Below are 22,832 nucleotides of genomic sequence, written 5' to 3' on the forward strand. Positions count from 1 at the left end.
GTTTTCTTTTTTAGCACTCATGGAAGACGGCCACTGGTATTAATTACCAACTTAACTGCTCACCATCGTAAGCGTAGAAGTGCCCACTGTTATCCGGTGTAGCAGTGCGAATGATGTCCACCAATTGATGGGCTACATAGCTCGACTCAAACAACTTACCTTCAGGGACATTGGTCTGAAAAGGTTTCGATAAAGCCGTGTCTGTTGTGCCCGGGTGTAGCGCTAATACTGTGCCTTTCTTTATGGTGCGTTGCCATTCAATCGACATGGTTTTGATGAACATGTTGAGTGCGGCTTTGGAAGAGCGATAGCTATACCATCCACCTAATCGGTTGTCTGAAATGCTACCTACCTTTGCGGAAACTACAGCAAACTTTGGATTGTCGCTCGTTCTAAGAATAGGTGTGAAGTGCTTTGCCAGTAATAAGCTGGGTAGGGTATTCACCGAAATGTTTTTCAGGAAAAACTCAGGGTCGATAGAAGACAAGTTTTTTTCCGGCCCGAGCTCTGATGTGTGAAGCATACCCACGCAGTTTATCAACCAGTCCAATTTTTCAAACTGTTTGCTGAGTTGCTCAATATCAGCTTCATTGGTTGCATCGACTTTGTGCCAGTTCAAACGACTGTTTTCTAGTTCTGGCTGTTGAGAGTGGTAAGTCGCGTCTACATGCACATCAAGAAAATCAAAGCGAGAGAGCTCAGATAATAGGTGTTTAACCACAGCGAAACCGATACCGCCACTCCCACCGACCACCAAAATGTGTAATCTGAGTTGCTCAACCATTATAAATTCTCCAAGTTTGTGATTCGTTGTTCTGCGGTCTCGAGTATCGCTTGTTGGTCTTGTTCATTCATGTTGTCCCAAGAGCGATATAACATGCCCATGCGTGGGTTACGGTTTAACGCATCGCGGCGCTGGTTCATAAAGCGCCAGTACAAGCTATTGAAAGGGCATGATTGCTCTCCGCTGCGTTCTTTTATCTTGTAGTGACAACCTTTGCAGTAGTCACTCATACGGTTGATGTAAGAACCGCTGGCAGAGTATGGTTTGGTTCCGACGATCCCGCCATCCGCAAACAGTGCCATACCTCGCGTATTTGGCATTTCGACCCACTCAATCGCATCGACGTATATACCAAGGTACCAACTGTCGACTTGGTCGGGATCTATGCCCGTAATTAAGCAGAAGTTGCCAGTGATCATTAACCTTTGGATGTGATGCGCGTAAGCAAATTCAAGGGACTGGTCAATCGCATGCTTCATGCAATTCATTTTGGTTTGTCCATCCCAAAAGTAATGAGGCAGCTTATTGGTTGCTGAATAATGGTTTTTATTGGCGTACGCAGGCATGTTTGCCCAATAGACGGCGCGTATGTACTCTCGCCACCCCAGTATTTGGCGTACAAACCCTTCGACTTGTGCAATGTCGATAGTGGGTGTGTTTATCTTAGAAGAGGCCTGATAAGCCGACAGCGCAGCATCAATCACTTCTTGGGGGCTTAGCAGTTTGCTGTTCATCGAAAAGGAGAGGCGGCTATGGTACAAGCTCCATTTTGAGTCGTGTTCTGTCGTCATCGCATCTTGAAACTGACCGAACAGCGGTAAACAGACTTGGCAGAAGTGCGCGAGTAAAGACAAGCTTTGTGCGCGGTTAACTGGCCATAATAATTGGTCGCCAACTTCACCAATGGTTTGAATTTGATGACGCTCGATGCGTTCTAAAATCGCGGAAATGTCGTTGGCAAACATCAGAGGTTGAGGCAGGCTTTCAATGTCTTGTTTCTTGAGTTTCTTTCGATTGCTCGCATCGTAATTCCATTTGCCGCCAACTGGCTTTCCGTCTTCTAGCAAAATGTCAAAGCGCTTTCTCATTCGGCGATAGAAGTGTTCCATCATGATGTGTTTGTCTTTCGGAAACTGTTGTTCGATCTCTTCGAATGGAAAGAGGAAGTGTTCGGAATCACAACAACCTTTGGTCGCATTAGTGAGCTTCAGCTTGTTCATCTGCTCTAAAAGGCGATATTCATCTGGCCTTTGATATTCGAATTTCTCTGCGCCGAATTCGTGTACGTAGTGTTGCAATAGCGCATCGAGATTTTCAAATTGCGTGGTGTCATCAAGAGTGAGGTGGAGTACCTGATGACCTTGTTGTTTGAGTTCGTCGGCAAAATAGTCCATCGCAGAGAAAAAAACGGCCACCTTTTGGATGTGCGATGCAACGTAGTCAGTCTCTTGCTTAAGTTCAGCGATGATGTAAATGACCTCGTCATCAACCTGTTGATACCAAGAGTGCTGGATATTGAGTTGGTCGCCTAAGACAAGGCGCACGGTTTTGAAATTCATAACACATCCTGATTGTTGGTTAAGACAAGTTCTTTGCTTCTGACATTCCACTTGTTGATGAACGCATGGTCTGGGTCGTACATATCGGTCTGCTTACCCAAATCAAAATGACGTGATTTGGGTTGTGCTTGGTTGGCATTCTTTTGCTTGTTGGTTTGAGTGCTTACCTGAGGTCTCAGTGCTCCGGCTATATACGCCCAATTGCCCCAGTTTGATGCCACGTCATAGTCGATAAGTTGGCTCTCAAAATAGGCCGCGCCGTGTCGCCAATCGATCCCTAGTTCGTAGATCAAACAGCTGGCTGCCAGTTGTCTTCCTCTGTTCGACATATAGCCAGTTGTATTGAGCTGACGCATACACGCATCGACAATCGGATAGTTGGTATTGCCACTTTTCCATTTGGCTAAATTCAGGTTCAACGTCTCTGAGGAGTTGGAAGAGTCGAGTTTATGGTTTGAGGTTTCACCGAACAACGAGGAACCCAGTAACAAACACTTCCAATAGAAATATTCGCGCCACAGCAACTCAAAGTAGATCCAATAGGTTGAATCGTTACTGCCATGATCGGCTTCGAACTGTTTTAAATGGCGATAAATCGTTTTAGGCGAAACGCAGCCGAGCGCTAACCACGGTGAAAACTTGGTTGAGTTTTCGATGCCGTCAAATGCGTTTCGAGTCTGCTTGTAATTAAAAGCGTAGTCATGTGAAAAGTAGTTTTCTAAATGCGCTAGTCCTGCGTCTTCTCCACCCAAATAATCGCTTATTACTGCGCTTTCATCATTTGGTGAACTGAATAATGAGATTGTCGATGTCGATGCTAGTCTCACTGCTGGTGGTAGAGCTGAAATAACCGTCTCACCGTCATTAACGTCTAAGTGCTCGACTAGCTTTCTAAATTTGGTAAAAGAGCTCGGGACTTTTGAGAATTCGAACGGTAGCTCATGTGAGTCAAACAAGGTTGAGTGATGTGGTAAACACATTACTAAGTTAGGCGACTGTCTTTGTATTGATCGAATCAATCGTCGCTCATCGTAACCGCAGTGTGCATTGGCGAAAAAGTGGGTGACGTGCTGTGTAGCAATAATTTGGCTGAGTGTTTGCTCAGCAGCGCCTGGTTCTATATGGTTACTGTGAATTACGACAAGTTGCTGCCCAAGCTTTACTAAATTCGATTCTAAATTGGCTATCGATTGTGAAACAAAAGCCTGGCGATGTGCGCCATAACTTTGCTCTTGCGCTAAATCAGCAGAGAAATGAACCCAAGTGGGTTCGACAATCACGCAAATGAGTTTTTCGATCCTCTGTGCAGCGCAATGGAGCAATTGATTGTCGTTGATTCTTAAGTCGTTCGTAAAAAGATAGAGACCAATCTTTTTCATTGCTTGCACTCGTGATTTGTTAGTTATTAGACGGTTACGAGTGGATGAACAAACAAGATCACAAATGATTACGTCAAATGGGTATTGGTTGAATTTGGGGAAAGAAGAGGATTGAGGAGGGGACAGAAGCCAACCAATAATACCGATAGAGGTTGGCTAATGAAGCCTGGCTTTATTAGCCCAAACAGCTATTTTTTAAGAGCGACAGTCTTTAGGAACAGACAATCCATAGAAACTCTAGTCCATAGCAGCAGTCAGTCTTTAGGAACGAGCTCTAGTCCATAGGAACGACGAGTATGTCGACGGGAGAAGAGTCTATCAATTGCTTCGAGTGCGAGATGATCTTATGCCAAAAATCATGATGATGACCACAGAGCATTAGATCAATGTTGTGCGTTTTCACAGCATCTTTGAGTTTGTCATTCAAATCACCCGTACCTACAAAAATATGCTGAACCGGCTGTTTAGCGTAAGCCTCAAACTCTCTTAAGTGTTTTATCGCATCATCATTGACAGGTAAGTCACCATTATTTTGCTGAATATCAACGAGTTCTGGGTAGATTTCTCCGTGAGTACCGTCGATATAAACAAACGAAAGTTCCGTTTCTAGTTTGTTCGCGAAGAAGGTTGCTCTATCAATGAGTATTTTCGAGTCATCAGACATTTCAAGTGCGACCAGAATATGTCGGTATTCCATAATTAAAGCCTCTTGTTATTAGTGATGTTACAAGCATAGTTTCTCTCTAAGTAAATGATATCGAAGAGGTCTCATATTGCGTAAAATCATCATTCAAAGATCTTCTAAGTACTCTCGTATTTATATCGCTTTGATTGATAAGAAATTTACAAAAGGTTGTTATAGTGAAGTGAGTTCGATCTTTACGCTTTTTGCTATTAGATAAGCTCGCTAGTCCAACTCGTCAATAACCAAGAGGCATTAATGACAGCATTACTCACCATCCCAACTCGAACATTAGGCTTTGACTACGATATTGAGATCCGCGATTGGTCTCAAAAACTTGTCGGTTTTCACGTATTTGAAGATGGTAGACGACCGCTCGATGGTGGTATTGGTTTAAGCCTCAACCTCGTTGAGCAGTTTGATGTGAATGGTCGTTGGTTAGATTCATTGCCTGCTCGTTATCGTGAAATCACCGATGATTTCCCAGAGTATCAATACCAGATGTTGTGGCTCGCGGCGAATACTTATGAAGCAGCTCAACTGCTTGAATTGAGGCCGGTTATTTTGGCATTAATCTGCATGAAGCACAGTGTCGATAACAAGAAAGCGTTGGAACTGAGTCGCCTAGGGCAAAAGAGAATCTTAACCAAACTGGGCTTAGACGGCAGTAAAGCGACCCTAAAATTCATCGATAAGCTAGAGCTTCATTACAACGTCGGTGATGAGCTTGACCACATTGTACGAATTCTCGAACCCCTGCAAAGACGTGTTCTTAAATTCAAGCATTACTCCAAAGTTGGCTACACAGCGCTGCGTTTGGATCAGGTTCATCCGTTTCTAACCGGCAGTCGATTGGGTATTGCGATGGTGGAAGAGGGCAGGCTTAATGCGCCTTCAAAAATGGCAATGTTCCAAGATGCGATATTGTTAGGACTAGATTTGGAGATGGATGATCCATTACGCGCCATTACCAGCCAGAACTCATTTGCGATGTTCGAACAACTTCACGATAGATGGACAGAGCAACGTCAACTGCGTCGTTTAGAGGGTAACCGCCCAATGGATAAAGACATTCCTTATCCGGTTCCTTTGCTAGGTAACGACAATATTCATCCGCTTACTGATTACTACGACCTTGAAAAAGAAGGCATGGAGCAAAAACACTGCATTGGTGTTTATCACAATCGAATCATGAGCGACCGCTATGTGGTATTCCGCATGTTCAAACCTCAGCGTTTAACCATAGGTTTACGTCGTGTCCCGAGCAAAACGTTTCCGTTTGAGATTGACCAAATTTGCGGAAAACGAAATGCACCACCGTCGGAGTCGGCTCGCCAAGTCATCCATGACTGGTTAGAAGCGAGTAAGCAAAAGTACCCTAAGCAATAGCCATGAAGTAGAAGGAATAGCAGGATGTTTCAACAAGGCGATTTATGTCCGCATTGTGGTTTGATTATTATTATGCCAACAGATTTGCAAGCCGAATGCTTAGGGTGTGGCGAAGAAATCAATCAAGACCCTGCAGACGATTATGACGAAGAAGAGTAACTTTACCTACACTGATATAAACCAAGGCTAGGATGGCCAAATTACTCCCTTTCAAAGGACGGAAACATGCAGAAAGTAATCTTTAGAAATTGCGATGAAAGTTCGCCATATTGGAGTGAATTAGAGCGCTTGTTTCAAAGTGAATGGTCGGATTTTAAGTTTAAAGATACCTATAAAGACTGCGTACAACTCCCTCCAGTAATAGTAGTGCTTCGAGATAATGTGGTCATTGGTGGCTTGGCATATTCCCATTTTCAGGAACCTCATCAAGTAAGAGATGTGGTTTGGATTAATGCTGTTTATGTTGATGCTCAATGGCGTGGTCAAGGTATTGCAAGTGAATTGATTAATCGTGGTGTAAAACAGTTTTCTTCTACAGTACAAACTCAACTGTACGTGTACACCAATGTAATGGAACTCTACCAAGGATTAGGTTGGTCAGTCGTCGATATCGACTCAGAAGCAAACCATAAAGTGATGAGTATAGAGATTATTTGATAAGCTCAGAGCAAAGCCGACTATTAGGTTATCTACCTATCGAGTATTGAACCTATCTCTTTATCAACAACGTATAATCCTGTTAAATTTTCGTTTGAAATGATACCTATATTGCCTTTAAATCAAACAACTCGCTGTTGATTAAAACGATCACTACGATTTATTGCAGCAGTTGTTGAGCACAAAGCCTATATTGACTAGAATGGCGCACTTTTTTTATTTACGTACATACAGGTAATGAACATGAGCGATACTAATTCAAAACCAGCTTTACCAGATCATCTAGCAGGTAACCCACGCAGCCCACACCACGTGGCTGAGTGTTTCGAATACCCAATCGGCATTCGTCTAAATGGTAAAGAGCGTACTGATGTTGAAGAATACTGCATCAGCGAAGGTTGGGTTAAGATCCCTTCTCCAAAAGCGCTAGACCGCCGTGGTCAGCCAATGCTTATTACTCTAAAAGGCTCTGTAGAAGCTTTTTACATCGAAGAATAATCGCTTTGTGTGACGAGCTAATGCTTCGTGTAGTTAGCAAATGTTTTGTCTAATTAGCCAACATAAAGTCACTAAGAGTTATTACTTGAAAGGGTCTAGAGAAATCTAGACCCTTTTTGTTTGCTAAATCTATTAGGCTTATTACTTTTACCAGGCGATACCAGCACCAATTGAGAATTCCAAGTCTTCACCTTCTGCTTTATCGAATCCTGCTGTCACTACAAAGCCACTGTCCATAATATAGGTGGCATCTACGCCTCCGACTTGTTTGGTTGAGCTGTCAGAGAACTCGCGGCTATCCAAAGTTACGTCTGTATGTGTTCGCTTAATCCCGTAACCGGGAGTGATGTACAAGTTTTCGGTGATTCCAATAGGGGCGTGAAACTGATACTCGTTGTCACGTTGTTTGTATTCGTACGATTCTTCGTCTTCGTTATAAGCCGAACGAGTAAACTCAATACCATAACCTATGCTACCCGGGCCGCGATATTTTATGTAAGAAGCAGACCAATCTCTCCATCCGCGCTCAGCCGATAGGCCAAATGTTATCGCAGTTTCTTCTTGGTTTTGTTCATTGGCTTGAACTTCAGAAATAGTGAAGAACAGAGTAGCGGCTAAGATGAGAAGGGGAAGTTTGTTATTGGTCATTGGATCGCTCGCTTATGTATACAAATATCGACGAATTCAAAAACGTTGAATGTCAGTAAATTAGTAACCTAGTCCGGATCTTCCTTGAGCTTTTTGTTAGTGTTTTCTTCGTAGATGTTTTGAACGGCATCCTCTTAGATTTGAGGATGCCTATTTGATATGGGAATGGGGGTAATTGTTATTTTAAAGTACGCAGCTTATTGACCTGCATCTTTGCACGAACTTTGGTAACTTCTGCCTGAGAAGGCAAGTTGTCTTTAACCTTATTTTTAATATCCGCAACTGGGATAAAATTCCACTGACCATCGTGATACTTAACCACAAATGTTTCACGGTTCATCTCTTCACGGAACACCCAAACACCATCGTCGAGTCGCTTAAAGTCACCAACTACATTGCCGTTAGTGTCTTTTACTGTCCAAAAGGTATGTTCAGTATCAAGATAAGACTTCTGCTCACCTGAGATCATCTTGTCACCAGAGCTAACCGTGACATAGTTGTCACGAATGATGACTTCACCAACACGCTTATCATCCACGTAGATGCTGTAGAGAGTATGCTCGTCGCTAACCTGCTCTCGAACGGCTGATACATGGGCATCGCTGTCATCTCGGTTAAAGAAAGGAATGTCTCCCAATTCAGGGATATGAACAAAACCTAAATCAGCTTCATCAATTCTGTCGGCAATACTTTTTGGGTTGCCGTACGTTGGGTCTGCGTTGTCATAACCATTATCACCGTCAAAAGATGGGTCGCCGTTACCAAAACCTGGGTCAATGTTCTCGAAACCATAATCACCATCAAATTGAGGTTGTGCTGGTTCAGAACCACCGCTAGATGAGCAACCTGCTAAAACTGCAGTAAGAACGAGTGCGATAAGTGATTTGTTCATGATATTTCCTATCGTTTATTGAATTCGTAAGATGCTCACTGACTAACTTCACTACTAGGTGACGGGTACACGCCTTGTGTATAGACATTGCTGCATCGCTTGAGACATACAATAAACAATCGGGTCAGGTCGATAAATAAACGAAAAGAAATACAATACATCACGATCTGCTATGTGTTATTTGTGTTATGCATTGCGCAAGCTTATATTCTGACTCATTCACTATGCATGCTCTATATGTACCAATCTATTGATCTGATAACTACCACACTGAAGTTCCGAACATTCTGTTAAGTGAAATTGATAATAAATTGCTCACTCGAAAGTATGATTTATATACAAATGCCTTCCTAGAATAAGAAATCAAAAACAAAAATATGAAGCGTAGTCTAATCAAATGAAACTAAAGTGCTGTATTTAAGGTTATTTTTTGTTAATGGCTATCTCTATCACAGAAAATAATCCTGAAGCACATACAATTCCCAGGCTTTCGAATGAGCGCTACACTTTTTTCGTTCGAGCATTTTATTTCTATCGCCCAATACACATGAGGTTCCTATGTTTGGAATATTCAAACCTATGGCGCATATCGATCGTTTATCTACCGATAAGATCGATAGCACCTACACACGATTACGATGGCAGCTTTTTCTCGGTATCTTTGTTGGTTATGCGGGGTACTATTTAGTCCGCAAAAACTTCAGTTTGGCGATGCCATACCTGATTGAGCAAGGGTACAGTCGAGGAGAGCTAGGGATTGCTTTAGCCGCAGTATCCATCGCTTACGGTTTATCTAAGTTTTTAATGGGAAGCGTTTCTGATCGCTCTAATCCTCGTTATTTTCTCAGTGGCGGCTTGTTAATGTCGGCATTGGTCATGTTCTGCTTCGGCTTCATGCCATGGGCGACAGGCAGCATCACTGCGATGTTTATCCTGCTGTTCTTGAATGGTTGGTTTCAAGGCATGGGCTGGCCAGCTTGTGGGCGAACCATGGTTCACTGGTGGTCGCGCAAAGAGCGTGGCGAGATCGTATCGGTATGGAACGTTGCTCACAACGTGGGCGGCGGCTTGATTGGCCCGATGTTCTTATTGGGACTGTGGGCTTTTAACGATGATTGGCGAACCGCTTTTTATGTTCCTGCATTTTTTGCCACTCTCGTTGCTATCTTCGTTTGGTTTACGGTAAGAGACACGCCTCAATCTTGTGGTCTACCACCGATTGAAGAACACAAAGACGATTACCCAGACGACTACGATACGTCTCACGAGAAAGAAATGACGGCGAAAGAGATCTTCTTTAAGTACGTTTTCTCTAACAAGTTGTTGTGGTCAATCGCGATTGCTAATGCGTTTGTTTACCTTATCCGTTATGGCGTACTTGATTGGGCTCCAGTTTACTTAAAAGAAGCGAAAGACTTCTCTGTAGATAAATCCTCTTGGGCCTACTTCCTGTATGAGTGGGCAGGTATTCCTGGCACGTTATTGTGTGGTTGGATTTCAGATAAATTGTTCAAAGGTCGACGCGCTCCAGCAGGGATCCTGTTTATGGTTCTCGTAACTGTCGCAGTGTTGGTGTACTGGTTGAACCCAGCGGGTAACCCAACGGTTGATATGTTGGCACTGATTGCGATTGGCTTCCTTATTTATGGTCCAGTAATGCTAATCGGCTTGTATGCACTTGAACTTGCACCAAAGAAAGCGGCAGGTACAGCGGCTGGCTTAACGGGTCTATTTGGTTACCTAGGCGGGGCAGTTGCTGCCAATGCGGTGCTTGGTTTCATGGTCGATCATTACGGTTGGGATGGCGGCTTCATGATTTTGGTCGGAGCTTGTGTTGCTTCAATAATTTGTCTGCTTTACGCCTTCCTCGGTGAGCGTGCACACCATAAACAAAAAGATCTCGAACGACAGAAAGAAGCGCTAACTCAGTAGTTTATTAGCTGAACCACACCATACTAATAACAACAGAGGCAGGTATATCCTGCTTCTGTTTTATCAAGGGAAACAATAATGAAAACAACGTCACTGTCTCTGACTTTATTAGCACTTAGCTTATCTGCAAATGCGTTCGCCGACCCTTTAGTGATTGCGCATCGCGGTGCTTCTGGTTATTTACCCGAGCATACATTACCGGCTAAAGCACTCGCTTATGCAATGAAACCTGACTATATCGAACAAGATGTCGTGATGACAAAAGACGACCAATTGGTGGTTTTACATGATCACTATCTAGATCGCGTCACCGATGTCGCGGATCGTTTTCCAACACGCGCTCGTGCAGATGGCCGTTACTATGCGATTGATTTTACGCTTGCCGAGATCAAATCATTAAAAGTGACTGAAGGCTTTAACCTAGATGACCAAGGTAATCGAGTGGCTGGGTTCCCAGCACGCTTCCCAATGTGGCAGTCTGATTTTCGTGTTGCCACATTTGCAGAAGAAATTGAATTGATCCAAGGTCTAAACAAGACGCTCGGTTATGACGTGGGTATCTATCCAGAGATTAAAGCACCTTGGTTCCATCGTCACGAAGGCAAAGATATCTCTAAAGCTGTGCTTGCCACCTTGCAACAATATGGGTATCTATCGAAAGACGACAAGGTGTACTTGCAGTGTTTCGACGCCAATGAACTTCAACGCATCAATGATGAGTTAATGCCAGCGATGGAAATGGATCTTAAGCTCGTTCAGTTGATGGCTTATACAGATTGGAATGAAACCATGACGTACCAAGGTGACAAAGCAACGCCGTACAGTTATGACTGGATGTTTGAGAAGGGCGGAATGGCAAAAGTCGCTAGCTATGCTGATGGCATTGGCCCATGGAAACCTATGCTGGTGGACGATGCATCGACCAAAGATAACATCATTATTAAACCATTGATGAAGTCAGCAAAAGACGCGGGCTTAGACGTTCACCCGTACACGTTCCGTGCTGACCCTGGGAGAATCCCAGCTTATGCCGATAATTTTGATGGCATGTTGGACGTTTTTTACAATCAAGTAAAAGTCGATGGTGTGTTTACCGACTTCCCGGACAAAGCGGTCGACTTCTTAAAACGTTAATTTCCTTCTCAGTTACGAGGTACTAGTAACGAGATACGAAGAGCTAAAAGCACAGCCTAAAGGCGCTTTTAGCTTTTTTTTACTTTTTGGCTCTTCTTGTACTGGCCTCGAAATCCTTCCGATATTCTTCTTTCTCAGCCCACACTTTGATATTCACTCGGTTTACAGCAATAACCTGACTTGATAGGTTACTCCCAATGCAGCCAGATGCTTAATCTATAAGTATTTATCGGCTCAACCTAATATTGAATTTGGAAAGATCATGGAAGAAAGAAGCCAAGCTTATCTTGATAGCTACCTCAACACATTGCCAGCAGACGTTGCCTCGCAATACACCTCCTTTAGTGCTGATTATTACTGCGCCGACGAGTACAACGCCAACCTCTGCGCGCAGTTGATTTTAAAAGGTGAAAAACAGGCGTCCTGCGGCCTTGAACACTGGTATACCCATGAAGGCGAGACGAGACCCATCGTTGGTCACTTGCAAGTCGTCACCGATTGGGATGGTGAGCCCGTCTGTATTGTTGAGATCACGTCGGTGTCGTCGTGCAAATACAACGAAGTGAGTGCGGAGTTTGCTGCTGCAGAAGGCGAGGGTGACAAAACACTAGAATGGTGGAGAAAAGCTCACTGGAACTTCTTCTCTCGTGAATGTGAAGAGCTCAAGATCTCACCAAGTGAGAACATGTTACTTATGTTGGAGCGTTTCAAAGTGGTTTATCAACAGTGAAGCCCCAGCGAGTGCCGTGTTGAATCTCGATACATGGCACTTTGATCTTCATTTGACCAATACAAGATAACTAACAATCACAAGGAGAGTGATGTGAAAATAGCGATATTGGATGACTACCAGAACGTCGTTAAAGACCTCGATTGCTTCAACAAACTCGAACAACACGATGTCACGGTATTTACCGAGACTTACTCAAAGCAAGATCTCGTCGCTAAGTTGGTCTCGTTTGAAGCCATTGTGCTCATTCGTGAAAGAACCGAGATCACCGAATCTCTGTTATCACAACTCCCTAACCTCAAACTGATTAGCCAGACGGGCAAAGTGAGTAACCATATCGACTCGCAAATGTGCGAACGATTTGGTGTTACCGTTTTAGAAGGTCGAGGCTCGCCTGTTGCGCCTTCCGAGCTATGCTGGGCGCTGATTATGGCTGCATCGCGCCACATTCCTACTTACGCGTCAAACCTTAAGCAAAACCAGTGGCAAGATTCTGGCTCGTTAGGGTTAGGTCGAACTTTGAAGGGCTTGAAGCTTGGTATTTGGGGCTACGGCAAGATCGGCAAATGCATTGCACATTATGCCCAAGCATTTGGGATGTCTGTCGTAGTGTGGGGCAGCCAAGCTTCACGCGATCAAGCACAAGCAGATGGCTTCGAAGCAACAGCAACCAAACAAGACTTCTTTCGAGAAGTTGATGTTCTTTCTTTGCATTTGCGTTTGAATGATGTCACCAGAGGATGTGTTACGGCACACGACCTTAGCTTGATGAAACCGAACTCACTGTTTGTGAACATCAGCCGTGCCGAGTTAGTCGAACCGATGGCCTTGTATCATGAACTACGCGAGGTACCGACCAAAACTGCCGCTATTGATGTGTTCGATTGTGAGCCCCTAACAACAGACGCCGAACCGCTACTGTCCTTACCAAACGTCACTGCGACACCACATTTAGGCTATGTTGAACAAAATAGCTACGAACTCTACTTCGATATCGCTTTCGACAACATTCTGTCCTATCAAAGAGATCGCATGTAACGATAGAATCTGCCCAAAGCAATAAAAAGGTAGAGAAGCATGAGCTTAACAATCAGAGAAGTAACAGTAGAAGATGCACAAGGCATTATTGATGTCTTGAATCCAATCATTATCGAAGCGCGTTATACGATCTTGGATCAGACTTTTACTGTTGATGAAGAAAAGGCATTCATTGAGTCGTTCCCTGCGCGTGGTGTGTTTAGCGTTGCAGTTAACGAAGCTACGAGTCAGTTACTTGGCTTCCAGAATGTCGAACCATTTGCTACTTATACTAAAGCCTTTGACCATGTTGGTATCATTGGAACCTATGTTGATGCCAATAGCCGTGGGCAGGGCGTCGCCAAGCAGTTGTTTGATTACACATTCAAATCAGCGAAAGCCAAAGGTTATGAAAAGCTGTTCGCCTATGTAAGAGCAGACAACGAGCGCGCGTTAGCGGTATACCTTAAGCAAGGTTTTGAAATCGTCGGAACGGCTAAGAAACACGGTAAGATTGGCGACCAGTACTTTGACGAGATCCTGATCGAGAAGTTTTTATAGGCTCGCTTAAACATTAGATAATTCATCGTATGCAGGAGGCAAGATGACAAAGCTAATCGAATTAACAGAAGTAGTCTTATTCGACTGGGGCAATACGCTGATGGTCGATTTCCCAGACGCACAAGGGAAGATGTGTGACTGGGAAACGGTACAAGAAGTGAGTGGTGCTCGTGCATTACTGACTGAACTCTCCAAAAATTACCAAGTTTATGTTGCCACCAATGCTGGTGATTCCAGTAAAGACGACATCATTCGAGCCTTTGAGCGCGTTGGCCTATCTCAATATATCTTGGGTTACTTTTGTAAGGCGAGCATTGGCTTTTCTAAGTTCGAGTCGGGCTTTTATCCGGCCATCATTTCCAAACTCGGTGTTGCACCACAAGATATCACCATGGTAGGTGACACCTTAGAGAAAGACATTTACCCAGCACTTGAAGCGGGTTTGCAAGCGGTGTGGCTGAACACGGAAGGAGTTGAGCTTAAGTCAGAGAATCCGAATGTCGTACAAGTTCAAAGCCTAAGCGAACTGTTGGAGAAGCGCGATTAACTCTCTGATATTAAGCCCAGATAAAGTGCTTGTTCGTTTTGATGCCAACCTCTCATCTCTTTGTTATTTAATCCTCTAAGCTAACTCTAGTTTCTACTTTGAGGGCTAGGTTATGAGTATCGAACGTCACGGAATATCGGTTGGAATTGAACGTGTTAGCGGTGAAACTATCGTTGTGTTCAAAGCGAAAGGCAAACTCACACATGATGATTATCAAGCAATGATACCAATTCTAAATACCACGCTAGAAGAACTCGATTCATCGAAACTCAAGATGCTGGTCGACATCTCTACCTTAAGGGGCTGGGAGTTGCGTGCTGCTTGGGATGATTTCATACTGGGATTAGAGCTCAATTCGAAGATAGACAAAATCGCGATTTATGGTGATAAAAGCTGGCAAGAATTCGCTTCAAAAGTAGGGAGTTGGTTTGTGTCGGGTGAGATTAAGTCATTCGAAGACCACGACTCTGCGCTTAAGTGGCTAGTTGATTGATTCTATCTACGGACAGCTAGAGAGCAATCCGTAAACAACGCTAATGACGGTTAACGAGCATTGTCTCGAAAGCTGTTATTTTTCGTTTTGGCGATGATATTTCCTATTCGATTCAATAGAATATGTTCACTGCTGGATGTAATATACGCCTAGCGCGATACGTTGTGCTAACCAAAATAATAAACACAATAACAAGGTCTAAGAACATGAATAAGGTAATTGATAAGCTGGCTTGGATATTCATCAAAGACGGCAAGCTGTTGATGGTGAGATCAAAAGGCAAAGAACTGTTCTATCTACCGGGTGGTAAGCGTGAAGCTGGCGAAAGTGACGAACAAGCACTGGTTCGCGAAATAAAAGAAGAGATCTCCGTAGATTTAGTGCCTGATTCAATCAAATACGTTGAAACGTTTACAGGCCAAGCTGATGGCAAAGCGGAAGGCGTATCAGTGCAATTGACTTGTTATCTTGCTGATTATACTGGCGAACTGTCTCCAGATGCCGAAATCGAAGAGCTTAAGTTTGTTGATGGCAACGACAGAGCGGTATGTTCATTGGCAGCACTGGTTGCGCTTGATTGGTTAGAAGCGAACCAGTATTTGGCTTAAGGTTTTAGCGGCTATTAGCTAATGTTGAAGATTGATCTTCAAAAGATCATCGCTTACGAATAGCTTGAAGGGCGGCTGTCTTTCATCAACAGGTCGAGTTTCCTTTGAGCTTTCTTCGTGTCTTGTAAATCCACCACCTCAATCATTTCACACTCATCTCGTACCATCTCATTAATCAGGCTTGGATAGTGTCGGCAATCTTCTGGTCGGTCTAAGTAAATGCTGCATGTGTACTTGGCTTGAGCCTTGGTATCTTTCGTCGGAACCAGCTCCAGAAAAGGGCAGCGAGTTAAACGTTCACCAGATTCAGGGTCGAACCAGATCTCGCTTCCACGAACATACTCAAAGATGTCTGGGTTGAACAACTCCCACAAATCAATCTCTTCTTGCGTTGCGGCAAGGTCACCATCTCCGTATTTGATACAGCATTTCCCGCATTGATTACAATTTTTCATTAGTGACTTCATTGGTTGGTGAGCTTTTATCATTTTACCACTGATAAGCGTGGCACGTTGACTTTGTTGTTCATGGTTAAACTGTTTCGGGAAGGGAGCCTAAAACAGAAGTACTTAATATTACTTTAACTACCTAACACCACTCCAAACAAGGCTGTAAACAGTGATACAATTTGCGCCTCTCACGTTATTCAAGCAAAGGCATCAAAATGAGAACCGTATACACCACCGAAGGCGACATCAACGCAAAGAAACAGAAAGACGCATACCCAAAGTTGGCGCTATGTGATAACTGCGTTCGAGACTATGTGGTGATTGCTCAAGGCGAACGTACTTATAAGCCATGCGCAAAATGTGGTGCCGACGATTAATGCGCCTTGATAAATACCTATGTAAAAGCACTGAACTAACCAAGCCTGAAGCAATTGAACGCATCCATAATGGCGAGGTGAACGTAAATAGCGAGACGGTTACCGATGAATCGACTCAGGTTCATGAAAGCAACACCATCTTGTTAAATGGCACGCCGCTTAAGTTGCGAGAATTTCGATACCTCCTAATGCACAAGCCTGCGGATACTATCTGCTCTAATATCGATGAAGTTTATCCTTCACTGTTCAACTACATCGAAATAGACAAAGCATCAGAACTGCACATCGCAGGACGCTTAGATGCAGACACAACAGGCTTAGTCTTGATTACCGATGATGGGCGATGGTCATTCAACATCACTCTGCCAACCAAGTCATGTAAGAAGGTGTATCGCGTGACATTGTCACGAGATATCAAAGATGATGTCGCTAACAAGTTCAAAGCGGGCGTTAAATTGCAGGGCGAACAAAAACTGACGCGTCCGGCAGAGCTCGAAGTGATTACCAGTAAAGAAGTGCTGTTGACCATTACAGAAGGCAAGTTTCATCAAGTAAAACGAATGTTTGCTGCGGTAGGGAATCGAGTTGTTGGTCTACACCGTGAACAGATTGGTGACGTTCGTTTGGATGTTGAAGCAGGCCAGTGGCGTTATCTAACTAAAGCCGAAGTCGACTCATTTCAGCAAGACTCTCAATAAACGCTGTAACCACTTAAAGCGTTAAGCATGTCAGCACAAGAATATCAACACTATAAGGATGTAGGATGGAAAACCTCAAAGTCTCAGAAATTAAGTCTTTCGTACCCGCGAAAGACTTCGATTTATCTAAGCGTTTTTACCAGTCAATCGGCTTTGAAGTGATGTCTGAATTTCACGATATCGCCTATCTACGACACGGCCGTTGCGCCTTCCTTTTGCAAAACTTTTATGAACCTGCGCACTGTCACAATTACATGATGCACTTGCTGGTTGAAGACGTAAAAAGTTGGTATCAACACATCCAAAACTCTAATGTAGTGTCGGAATTTGAAGTTACGGTTTCCGAGGTTGTTGAGCAACCTTGGGGAATGCTTGAGTTTTGTATCACTGACCCAAGTGGTGTGCTGTGGCGTGTGGCTGAAAACATCAGGCCGCGTTAATTCATCCAACTTGCATTGAGGCCAGTGAGAACTTCAAATTGTTCATCTGTTTCTTTATTTATGCCGACATAAGGCAATTATCAAATAGGTTCAAACATGGATATAAAGGCTAAAATGCACAGCCAAGACGTTTACTACTGTGACGACGTTGACTTGGTTGCCGAGCAAACTCAATGCTTAGAAGTGCTATACGATTTTAATCACACTCGCCCGAGCGAAGGTGATAAACGACAACAAATCATGAAGCAACTGTTCGCCGAAGTCGGTGAGGGCTGCTACATCGAGCCGCCGTTACACGCGAACTGGGGGCGTCACACCCACCTAGGCAACAACGTATACGTGAACTTCAATCTAACTCTGGTCGACGACACAGACGTATTCATCGGCGACAACGTGATGATTGCGCCTAACGTGACCATCGCCACTGGTACCCACCCCATCAGCCCAGAACTCAGGCTAAAAGCAGCGCAGTTCAATGTTCCCGTTCGTATTGGCAACAATGTATGGCTTGGCGCGCACACCGTCGTACTTCCTGGCGTCACCATTGGTGAAAACTCAGTAATAGGGGCAGGGAGCATCGTCACCAAAGACATCCCAGCCAATGTCGTCGCAGTCGGCAACCCATGCAAAGTGGTACGCGAAATCAACGAACGCGACCGAGAGTATTACCACAAAGATCGCCGCATTCCCGATGAGCTAAAGTAAACGACTTTTCACATGTATTAAATTAGCTGTGACATAAGCCATTGTTATGTAATGGCTTAGTTGCATATTGCCTGTCTATCTTAGAAACTAGACCGAATTATTCTGTCTAATAGCTGTTAGCTTTCAATGCATCCAAATGTTAATATTATTAGCAATTTTAACTTTATATGAGGAACAAAAATGTTTTCTTTTTTTAAGCGCGAAAGTTTGAAAAAAGCACTGGACGCTTGTCAGCAGCAACTTAAGGCTCAAGGACTTGAGCAGGAATACACATATGAGCAATACAACTTTATTGTTAATTCAGCTCTATTTAAAGACATTGATTCTCGTTTCAAATCAAAAGGTCTTTCTCAATGGGGTGGACTAGCTTGGTATATGGCGCAGACTACCAGCAAACTTTTAGAAGCTAGCCAAGGCGGTAAAGAATTAAAGCCTATAATGATTGAGTTGGCTGAGAAAGCAGCAACGGTTTCTTTGTTAATTGGTAATTCAATACCAAGTCTCAAATTAACTCAAGCTGATATGAACACAATCATGAATGCTTCAGAAATCGCACAGCAATGGTTAGAGCATACTGAAACTCCAGCAGACAAAGAGCTAAGCGAACTACTTAACCGATCAAGCTAACAATCGCTTTAAATCTGATTCGTGAACGCGTGCCGAACTCGCTTCGCTTTAACATGGCACACGTTCACTCACAGTTTAAGTGGGCGTTATGGAACAAGAGGAAAATATGTCCCCAATAGACAAACTATTTGAACAAATTTTCGGCGAAAAACCTTCAAAAGCAGGGACAGCTTACGAGATGTTAGCATGTATTGCTGAGCATGTAGCTAGCGGTGATGCTGTGTCTCATGATAAGAAAGTCAGAGGGGCATTCTCAAAGAGTCTTTATCAAATTGATGTCCTTTCTGGTCAAGATGACTCTTTAAGAATGGGTGAAGTAAAAGACTACACAATACAGGGTAAAAAAGTTGGGCGCGGAGACTTACAGAAGTTGGGTGGTGCTTTACCTGACCTAGCGAATGTCAATGCTGGAAAATTTTATTCCGCTACGGGTTATACTGCTCCCGCGATCAAATATGCAAAAAGTGCTGAACAGTTTCCCGGTGGGAAAGGGATTGAGTTGTTTGAACTTCGACCAAGCACCGAGCTCGACGAAGAAGGTACTATCAAAACCATTTGCATAAACATCACTTTCTATAATCCCCTGACAGAACTGGCGACTTGGAAACCGCATCTCACACAGAGTGGTAAAGAAGCATTGCGCCCCTTAATGAATGAACATGGACATGTTCATTTTAATGCTAAGTTAGAAGAGTTTTACGACAATACTGGAAACAAAACCGTATCTATTTTTGAGCTTACTAGCTTAGGTTTTGGTGAGGTTAATAGTGACACGGGCTCTTCGCATGGCTCATATTTATTGAAACGCAATTACGCGAAGATCAACGGGATACTAGCTGAAATGAGCGGTCTGGAATTTGAAATGCCATACTCTGTGATTCAACAAACTCTTGAAATCACAAATGATCAAGAATCTAGATTTGTTTTGAAGGATATAGAAGGCAACATCATTTCATTTTTTACAGACGAAATGCTCAAAACGTACTCGTTCGACTCAGATGGGAAGCTCATTATCCATACAAACGTTTAATCAAGATTCTAACGCTCGGCATTTATGGTTTGAATCAGCTTTAGTAATTACGGAACAATGGATTAATTTCTGTGGTGGCAGCCAGCTATTTAAGCTGACGTAATGCTCTAGGAGGCAAATTTGCTCGATTTTTTAACAAAGTGGTTCTAATTAACCTCTCTGCTGTACTTGTGGTTATAGCTCTAGCCCAGTTTGTTCCCTTCTTCGCGACTACTCAGTTGATCGACTTCTTGTTCTTTGTTGTCATCGTTATATGGGTTTTAGCGAAACTAATGTGGGAAGGCGGCATCCATAGTAAGACAACACGGTTAGATGATCCGAGTACAGATAAGGTCTACAAAATGGTAGAAGGGCATGATTTCGAAAAAGAGCAACACGAGCACTATCGAATGAACTATCAGACAGGTTTGGTTTTCTTTATAGCTGGTCTACCTGCATTTATTACTTGTTTAGTTCTTCAATTTCTTTGAGTACGAACATAATAGTAATTTTAATAAGATTCTCAACACTTGGCATTTTTACTGTGCGTTGCGCTTAGTGTTTAAGGAGGTATTACGTTGCTCACCACATAAGCGGGCATCATACCCCTGTAATTCTTCCTGAATGAAAGTAACTACCCATATCGAGTCTTAATAGTTTGTTTAGGTTCACGGTGCCTTTCTTAACTATTTGGTAGAGTGACATTTCAATGAGCATGGAGGTTTTGTAATGGGAACTGTAATCGGTTTGGTGATTCTAGCTGCTATAGATTTGTATCTTGTTCGTAAAACAGGGCTTCATATTCATAAATGGATCTCTAAAAAGTATGCCGCGTATCTGTCGGATAAGGGAAACAAAAAATAGCCTTTTCTTATTAAGTCATCGGTATAAAAACGTTATCTGCTATTCATTTTACACACATTGCAAAGATTGGAGGATTCATGAAAGGTAAAGGAAAGTGCCTATGTGGCTCGGTTGAGTTGGAAGTAGAGTACGCCAGTAATGAATTGGGGGCTTGTCATTGTAGTATGTGTAGAAATTGGTCTGGCGGTCCGATGTTAGTCATTGATTGCGCTGACTCAGTTAAAATATCAGGTGAATCAAATGTAGTGAGATATAAGTCATCCGAGTGGGCTGAGAGAGGATTCTGCGGTAAATGTGGTACTCACTTGTTTTACTTTTTAGTGCCAAATAATCAGTATCATCTTCCTGTCGGTTTATTGATGTCTGGGGATGACTACAAATTAACTCATCAGATATTTACCGATGAAAAGCCCGAATACTACGAATTTAAAAATGAAACACAAAATATGACTGGCGCAGAAGTATTTGCCCACTTTGAAAGTGGAGAGTAGCACTTAGTTTTTATTAGCTTAAGACTAATTCACAACGCTCGCCATTTTTTTGTTTCGGTCGAGTTTTGTGTTTGCGGTGTAATGGTTTCGGTTAGGTTGTGCTCACGCCTAACATCCCAGCATCAACCCCCAACTTGAAGTGCCTCGAAACTCGATTATGTGAACTCCTAATAGCTGAATAGTTACTCTAATATACACTGAGTTTTCTAATGGCTCTTAGGGGGCGGAAATGACAGATATGGCAATATCAAGTTACCTTGGCTGGTTGTTACTTCTTATAGGTTGTTATCCTTTTTTGCTTGTTGGTGTCAGTATGTTTTTCTATGATGCAGAGCGTAAACAAGCATTAAGGTGGTTGAACGGAGTTAGTTTTCTATTGGCTGCATTCCTTCTTTACATGCATATGCAGACAGAAGTCATCTATGGTCGGGAACTGCTCGAAGCTTGGTATCGTGATAACCCAGAAGATAGGCCTCAATAAAAAGCACATAACAAGTGTTTATTATCCATTTCGGTATATAAAAATGATGCTAAACGATTGGCATTTCCAGCTAGAATCAACTTTAGTGTTTTCGGCACAATGGGTGAGGTGATCGCGATGTCAGCTACTTCAAGCGGCGATAACTCGTCTAACCAATTATGCCTATCCGAGTGAACCATGTTCTCTTACAAAGTGTCTGACATTTTAGATATTCAAATGTTGAGGCTTCGATGAATTTTCTCCGTAAGTATAAAATCAGCTTTCTTTTCTGCGTTAGTGGCCTTTTGTGTTTCATTGCTTATAACACCATAGGTTCATACGTAGATGAAAATGGTGTGTTGGTTGAGCCATTCGGGCTTATTCCTCTATTTTGGCTTTTTGAGCTACTTGCGTTGCTGGCTTTGGTTGTAGCCTTCGTTAGACACAGAAAGTGTCAGTAGACCAGTTAAGCTGCGAGTAAACGAAGATGTTTCGTTATCACAAACAACTTAGGCGCGATTCGGTACGCTTGGCATTTTGGCATGCGGCGGTATTGGTGTTCCCACTCGTTTAACTTCAGTGGGTTAGCTGTTAAATTTGAGAGCATTGGTAGCGTTGTAATCTGCTCAAGCGGGCGTTATGTTACTAATTGAATTCAACGTTTATAAAGGATGAACATGGTAGTACTTAGAGGAATGCGCCAAGACGAATATCCAGCATATTGTCAGTATTTTATTGACGATTACAGTCAGGAAATAGCTAGAAACTATGGGCATTCTTTAGACGTTGCAGTCGAATTGGCAAAGAAGGACTTGCATCGCAGCTTCCCTAACGGACTAGAGAGCAATGAGCATTCGCTATTATGCATTGATGCTGAAGTCGATGGTGAATGTAAGCTTGTGGGTTACCTATGGCACTCAGTCAATATTGGGGATAAATCTACGTTTATCTATGACTTCTTCATTTCGAATGAACATCGAGGTCTAGGTTATGGTACTCAATCAATTTCTGCGTTAGAGACCCAACTACTTGCTATTGGTATCAATCAAATAAAACTGAGGGTCGCATATCATAATGAGCGGGCGCTTAAGTTGTATAAAGAAGTTGGCTTTGAGGTTACCGGTTTCAATATGTCTAAGAAACTAAGCGGATAGCCTCAACATATCAAGCAACATACATAGACCGGCAGGTTTCATTCAAAC

The 22,832-nt window shown here is 43.1% G+C and carries 30 protein-coding genes; 23 read left to right on the plus strand and 7 right to left on the minus strand.

The annotated features are described in order from the left end of the window. Positions 1–43: 43 nt before the first annotated feature. From AACT19_RS14705 to AACT19_RS14720, 4 genes are all read right to left on the minus strand, one after another. Entirely contained in the window at positions 44–784 is a 741-nt protein-coding gene (locus AACT19_RS14705) for an SDR family oxidoreductase (RefSeq protein WP_076646972.1), read from the minus strand. Then, the gene (locus AACT19_RS14710) at positions 784–2,343 is read right to left on the minus strand and encodes a cryptochrome/photolyase family protein (protein WP_076646974.1); all 1,560 of its coding nucleotides are present in this window, start codon (positions 2,341–2,343) and stop codon (positions 784–786) included. Before AACT19_RS14710 ends, AACT19_RS14705 begins: the two co-directional genes overlap by 1 nt. Continuing rightward, on the minus strand, positions 2,340–3,722 hold the full coding sequence (locus tag AACT19_RS14715) for a DASH family cryptochrome (protein ID WP_076646976.1): 1,383 nt from the start codon (positions 3,720–3,722) through the stop codon (positions 2,340–2,342). The genes AACT19_RS14710 and AACT19_RS14715 overlap by 4 nt, the downstream gene beginning before the upstream one ends. Positions 3,723–3,996: 274 nt before the next feature. Next, positions 3,997–4,419: a universal stress protein gene (locus AACT19_RS14720; protein ID WP_004733915.1), complete on the minus strand. Its 423-nt coding sequence runs from the start codon at positions 4,417–4,419 to the stop codon at positions 3,997–3,999. A gap of 243 nt (positions 4,420–4,662) precedes the next feature. Here AACT19_RS14720 and AACT19_RS14725 point away from each other — a divergent pair, with 243 nt between their 5' ends. The 4 genes from AACT19_RS14725 (at position 4,663) to AACT19_RS14740 (ending at position 6,948) form a co-directional block, all read left to right on the plus strand. Then, positions 4,663–5,793 (plus strand): PcfJ domain-containing protein, encoded by a 1,131-nt coding sequence (locus AACT19_RS14725; RefSeq protein WP_076646978.1) that lies wholly within the window; start codon positions 4,663–4,665, stop codon positions 5,791–5,793. Positions 5,794–5,817: 24 nt separating this feature from the next. Further along, entirely contained in the window at positions 5,818–5,952 is a 135-nt protein-coding gene (locus tag AACT19_RS14730) for a hypothetical protein (protein ID WP_017078071.1), read from the plus strand. Positions 5,953–6,018: 66 nt separating this feature from the next. Further along, positions 6,019–6,450: a GNAT family N-acetyltransferase gene (locus AACT19_RS14735; RefSeq protein WP_076646980.1), complete on the plus strand. Its 432-nt coding sequence runs from the start codon at positions 6,019–6,021 to the stop codon at positions 6,448–6,450. A 243-nt stretch (positions 6,451–6,693) separates the two neighbouring features. Next, complete coding sequence (locus AACT19_RS14740; RefSeq protein ID WP_004733911.1) at positions 6,694–6,948, plus strand: DUF3297 family protein; 255 nt, start codon at positions 6,694–6,696, stop codon at positions 6,946–6,948. 147 nt (positions 6,949–7,095) lie between these two features. On the opposite strand, the gene AACT19_RS14745 is transcribed toward AACT19_RS14740, so the two are convergent. Both AACT19_RS14745 and AACT19_RS14750 read right to left on the minus strand, forming a co-directional pair. Next, positions 7,096–7,596: a hypothetical protein gene (locus AACT19_RS14745; RefSeq protein WP_076646981.1), complete on the minus strand. Its 501-nt coding sequence runs from the start codon at positions 7,594–7,596 to the stop codon at positions 7,096–7,098. A gap of 178 nt (positions 7,597–7,774) precedes the next feature. Next, positions 7,775–8,488 carry a membrane lipoprotein lipid attachment site-containing protein gene (locus AACT19_RS14750; protein WP_076646983.1) on the minus strand — a complete coding sequence of 238 codons (714 nt, stop codon included), beginning with the start codon at positions 8,486–8,488 and terminating at the stop codon, positions 7,775–7,777. Between the two features lie 558 nt (positions 8,489–9,046). On the opposite strand from AACT19_RS14750, the gene glpT reads away from it, so the two are divergent. From glpT to AACT19_RS14790, 8 genes are all read left to right on the plus strand, one after another. Then, positions 9,047–10,420, plus strand: coding sequence for a glycerol-3-phosphate transporter (glpT, locus tag AACT19_RS14755; RefSeq protein WP_054541329.1), 1,374 nt, complete (start codon positions 9,047–9,049; stop codon positions 10,418–10,420). A 78-nt stretch (positions 10,421–10,498) separates the two neighbouring features. Further along, complete coding sequence (gene glpQ / locus AACT19_RS14760) at positions 10,499–11,554, plus strand: glycerophosphodiester phosphodiesterase (RefSeq protein WP_076646985.1); 1,056 nt, start codon at positions 10,499–10,501, stop codon at positions 11,552–11,554. Between the two features lie 262 nt (positions 11,555–11,816). Further along, complete coding sequence (locus tag AACT19_RS14765; protein WP_076646987.1) at positions 11,817–12,284, plus strand: ASCH domain-containing protein; 468 nt, start codon at positions 11,817–11,819, stop codon at positions 12,282–12,284. 93 nt (positions 12,285–12,377) lie between these two features. Beyond that, a complete protein-coding gene (locus AACT19_RS14770; protein WP_076646989.1) occupies positions 12,378–13,322 on the plus strand; it encodes a D-2-hydroxyacid dehydrogenase family protein in 945 nt (314 codons plus the stop codon). A gap of 39 nt (positions 13,323–13,361) precedes the next feature. Further along, on the plus strand, positions 13,362–13,862 hold the full coding sequence (locus AACT19_RS14775; RefSeq protein ID WP_061024777.1) for a GNAT family N-acetyltransferase: 501 nt from the start codon (positions 13,362–13,364) through the stop codon (positions 13,860–13,862). Positions 13,863–13,905: 43 nt separating this feature from the next. Beyond that, the gene (locus AACT19_RS14780) at positions 13,906–14,409 is read left to right on the plus strand and encodes an HAD family hydrolase (protein WP_065608497.1); all 504 of its coding nucleotides are present in this window, start codon (positions 13,906–13,908) and stop codon (positions 14,407–14,409) included. 112 nt (positions 14,410–14,521) lie between these two features. Continuing rightward, complete coding sequence (locus tag AACT19_RS14785) at positions 14,522–14,902, plus strand: SpoIIAA family protein (RefSeq protein WP_076646991.1); 381 nt, start codon at positions 14,522–14,524, stop codon at positions 14,900–14,902. Between the two features lie 206 nt (positions 14,903–15,108). Further along, the gene (locus AACT19_RS14790) at positions 15,109–15,510 is read left to right on the plus strand and encodes an NUDIX hydrolase (RefSeq protein ID WP_017097423.1); all 402 of its coding nucleotides are present in this window, start codon (positions 15,109–15,111) and stop codon (positions 15,508–15,510) included. A gap of 53 nt (positions 15,511–15,563) precedes the next feature. On the opposite strand, the gene AACT19_RS14795 is transcribed toward AACT19_RS14790, so the two are convergent. Then, positions 15,564–15,965 carry a YkgJ family cysteine cluster protein gene (locus tag AACT19_RS14795; RefSeq protein ID WP_004733901.1) on the minus strand — a complete coding sequence of 134 codons (402 nt, stop codon included), beginning with the start codon at positions 15,963–15,965 and terminating at the stop codon, positions 15,564–15,566. A gap of 209 nt (positions 15,966–16,174) precedes the next feature. Between AACT19_RS14795 and AACT19_RS14800 the strand changes: the two genes are divergently transcribed. From AACT19_RS14800 to AACT19_RS14850, 11 genes are all read left to right on the plus strand, one after another. Beyond that, the gene (locus AACT19_RS14800; RefSeq protein ID WP_012604036.1) at positions 16,175–16,336 is read left to right on the plus strand and encodes a hypothetical protein; all 162 of its coding nucleotides are present in this window, start codon (positions 16,175–16,177) and stop codon (positions 16,334–16,336) included. After that, positions 16,309–17,034: a pseudouridine synthase gene (locus AACT19_RS14805; RefSeq protein ID WP_076646993.1), complete on the plus strand. Its 726-nt coding sequence runs from the start codon at positions 16,309–16,311 to the stop codon at positions 17,032–17,034. The genes AACT19_RS14800 and AACT19_RS14805 overlap by 28 nt, the downstream gene beginning before the upstream one ends. A 65-nt stretch (positions 17,035–17,099) precedes the next feature. Continuing rightward, on the plus strand, positions 17,100–17,474 hold the full coding sequence (locus AACT19_RS14810) for a VOC family protein (RefSeq protein ID WP_076646995.1): 375 nt from the start codon (positions 17,100–17,102) through the stop codon (positions 17,472–17,474). Positions 17,475–17,570: 96 nt separating this feature from the next. Beyond that, on the plus strand, positions 17,571–18,179 hold the full coding sequence (locus AACT19_RS14815; protein WP_032545924.1) for a sugar O-acetyltransferase: 609 nt from the start codon (positions 17,571–17,573) through the stop codon (positions 18,177–18,179). 180 nt (positions 18,180–18,359) lie between these two features. After that, positions 18,360–18,806 carry a hypothetical protein gene (locus AACT19_RS14820; RefSeq protein WP_076646996.1) on the plus strand — a complete coding sequence of 149 codons (447 nt, stop codon included), beginning with the start codon at positions 18,360–18,362 and terminating at the stop codon, positions 18,804–18,806. Between the two features lie 88 nt (positions 18,807–18,894). Further along, the gene (locus AACT19_RS14825; protein ID WP_076646998.1) at positions 18,895–19,836 is read left to right on the plus strand and encodes a hypothetical protein; all 942 of its coding nucleotides are present in this window, start codon (positions 18,895–18,897) and stop codon (positions 19,834–19,836) included. Positions 19,837–20,006: 170 nt separating this feature from the next. Next, positions 20,007–20,306, plus strand: a complete 300-nt coding sequence (locus tag AACT19_RS14830) for a hypothetical protein (protein WP_242658954.1) — start codon at positions 20,007–20,009, stop codon at positions 20,304–20,306. 450 nt (positions 20,307–20,756) lie between these two features. Then, entirely contained in the window at positions 20,757–21,170 is a 414-nt protein-coding gene (locus tag AACT19_RS14835; RefSeq protein WP_076647002.1) for a GFA family protein, read from the plus strand. A 229-nt stretch (positions 21,171–21,399) separates the two neighbouring features. Further along, positions 21,400–21,651 (plus strand): hypothetical protein, encoded by a 252-nt coding sequence (locus tag AACT19_RS14840; protein ID WP_004733888.1) that lies wholly within the window; start codon positions 21,400–21,402, stop codon positions 21,649–21,651. Between the two features lie 230 nt (positions 21,652–21,881). Next, complete coding sequence (locus AACT19_RS14845; RefSeq protein ID WP_076647006.1) at positions 21,882–22,091, plus strand: DUF3955 domain-containing protein; 210 nt, start codon at positions 21,882–21,884, stop codon at positions 22,089–22,091. Between the two features lie 216 nt (positions 22,092–22,307). Next, entirely contained in the window at positions 22,308–22,784 is a 477-nt protein-coding gene (locus AACT19_RS14850; protein WP_054541341.1) for a GNAT family N-acetyltransferase, read from the plus strand. Positions 22,785–22,832: the final 48 nt, after the last annotated feature.

This window comes from Vibrio sp. 10N.222.47.A9 (assembly GCF_963872585.1).
Taxonomy (GTDB): Bacteria; Pseudomonadota; Gammaproteobacteria; order Enterobacterales; family Vibrionaceae; genus Vibrio; species Vibrio splendidus.

Coding starts and splice junctions, on each gene's coding strand:
- AACT19_RS14705 (WP_076646972.1), bottom strand. CDS start 784: ATGGTTGAGCAACTCAGATTACACATTTTGGTGGTCGGTGGGAGTGGC.
- AACT19_RS14710 (WP_076646974.1), bottom strand. CDS start 2,343: ATGAATTTCAAAACCGTGCGCCTTGTCTTAGGCGACCAACTCAATATC.
- AACT19_RS14715 (WP_076646976.1), bottom strand. CDS start 3,722: ATGAAAAAGATTGGTCTCTATCTTTTTACGAACGACTTAAGAATCAAC.
- AACT19_RS14720 (WP_004733915.1), bottom strand. CDS start 4,419: ATGGAATACCGACATATTCTGGTCGCACTTGAAATGTCTGATGACTCG.
- AACT19_RS14725 (WP_076646978.1), top strand. CDS start 4,663: ATGACAGCATTACTCACCATCCCAACTCGAACATTAGGCTTTGACTAC.
- AACT19_RS14730 (WP_017078071.1), top strand. CDS start 5,818: ATGTTTCAACAAGGCGATTTATGTCCGCATTGTGGTTTGATTATTATT.
- AACT19_RS14735 (WP_076646980.1), top strand. CDS start 6,019: ATGCAGAAAGTAATCTTTAGAAATTGCGATGAAAGTTCGCCATATTGG.
- AACT19_RS14740 (WP_004733911.1), top strand. CDS start 6,694: ATGAGCGATACTAATTCAAAACCAGCTTTACCAGATCATCTAGCAGGT.
- AACT19_RS14745 (WP_076646981.1), bottom strand. CDS start 7,596: ATGACCAATAACAAACTTCCCCTTCTCATCTTAGCCGCTACTCTGTTC.
- AACT19_RS14750 (WP_076646983.1), bottom strand. CDS start 8,488: ATGAACAAATCACTTATCGCACTCGTTCTTACTGCAGTTTTAGCAGGT.
- glpT (WP_054541329.1), top strand. CDS start 9,047: ATGTTTGGAATATTCAAACCTATGGCGCATATCGATCGTTTATCTACC.
- glpQ (WP_076646985.1), top strand. CDS start 10,499: ATGAAAACAACGTCACTGTCTCTGACTTTATTAGCACTTAGCTTATCT.
- AACT19_RS14765 (WP_076646987.1), top strand. CDS start 11,817: ATGGAAGAAAGAAGCCAAGCTTATCTTGATAGCTACCTCAACACATTG.
- AACT19_RS14775 (WP_061024777.1), top strand. CDS start 13,362: ATGAGCTTAACAATCAGAGAAGTAACAGTAGAAGATGCACAAGGCATT.
- AACT19_RS14780 (WP_065608497.1), top strand. CDS start 13,906: ATGACAAAGCTAATCGAATTAACAGAAGTAGTCTTATTCGACTGGGGC.
- AACT19_RS14785 (WP_076646991.1), top strand. CDS start 14,522: ATGAGTATCGAACGTCACGGAATATCGGTTGGAATTGAACGTGTTAGC.
- AACT19_RS14790 (WP_017097423.1), top strand. CDS start 15,109: ATGAATAAGGTAATTGATAAGCTGGCTTGGATATTCATCAAAGACGGC.
- AACT19_RS14795 (WP_004733901.1), bottom strand. CDS start 15,965: ATGAAAAATTGTAATCAATGCGGGAAATGCTGTATCAAATACGGAGAT.
- AACT19_RS14800 (WP_012604036.1), top strand. CDS start 16,175: ATGAGAACCGTATACACCACCGAAGGCGACATCAACGCAAAGAAACAG.
- AACT19_RS14805 (WP_076646993.1), top strand. CDS start 16,309: ATGCGCAAAATGTGGTGCCGACGATTAATGCGCCTTGATAAATACCTA.
- AACT19_RS14810 (WP_076646995.1), top strand. CDS start 17,100: ATGGAAAACCTCAAAGTCTCAGAAATTAAGTCTTTCGTACCCGCGAAA.
- AACT19_RS14815 (WP_032545924.1), top strand. CDS start 17,571: ATGGATATAAAGGCTAAAATGCACAGCCAAGACGTTTACTACTGTGAC.
- AACT19_RS14820 (WP_076646996.1), top strand. CDS start 18,360: ATGTTTTCTTTTTTTAAGCGCGAAAGTTTGAAAAAAGCACTGGACGCT.
- AACT19_RS14825 (WP_076646998.1), top strand. CDS start 18,895: ATGGAACAAGAGGAAAATATGTCCCCAATAGACAAACTATTTGAACAA.
- AACT19_RS14835 (WP_076647002.1), top strand. CDS start 20,757: ATGAAAGGTAAAGGAAAGTGCCTATGTGGCTCGGTTGAGTTGGAAGTA.
- AACT19_RS14840 (WP_004733888.1), top strand. CDS start 21,400: ATGACAGATATGGCAATATCAAGTTACCTTGGCTGGTTGTTACTTCTT.
- AACT19_RS14845 (WP_076647006.1), top strand. CDS start 21,882: ATGAATTTTCTCCGTAAGTATAAAATCAGCTTTCTTTTCTGCGTTAGT.
- AACT19_RS14850 (WP_054541341.1), top strand. CDS start 22,308: ATGGTAGTACTTAGAGGAATGCGCCAAGACGAATATCCAGCATATTGT.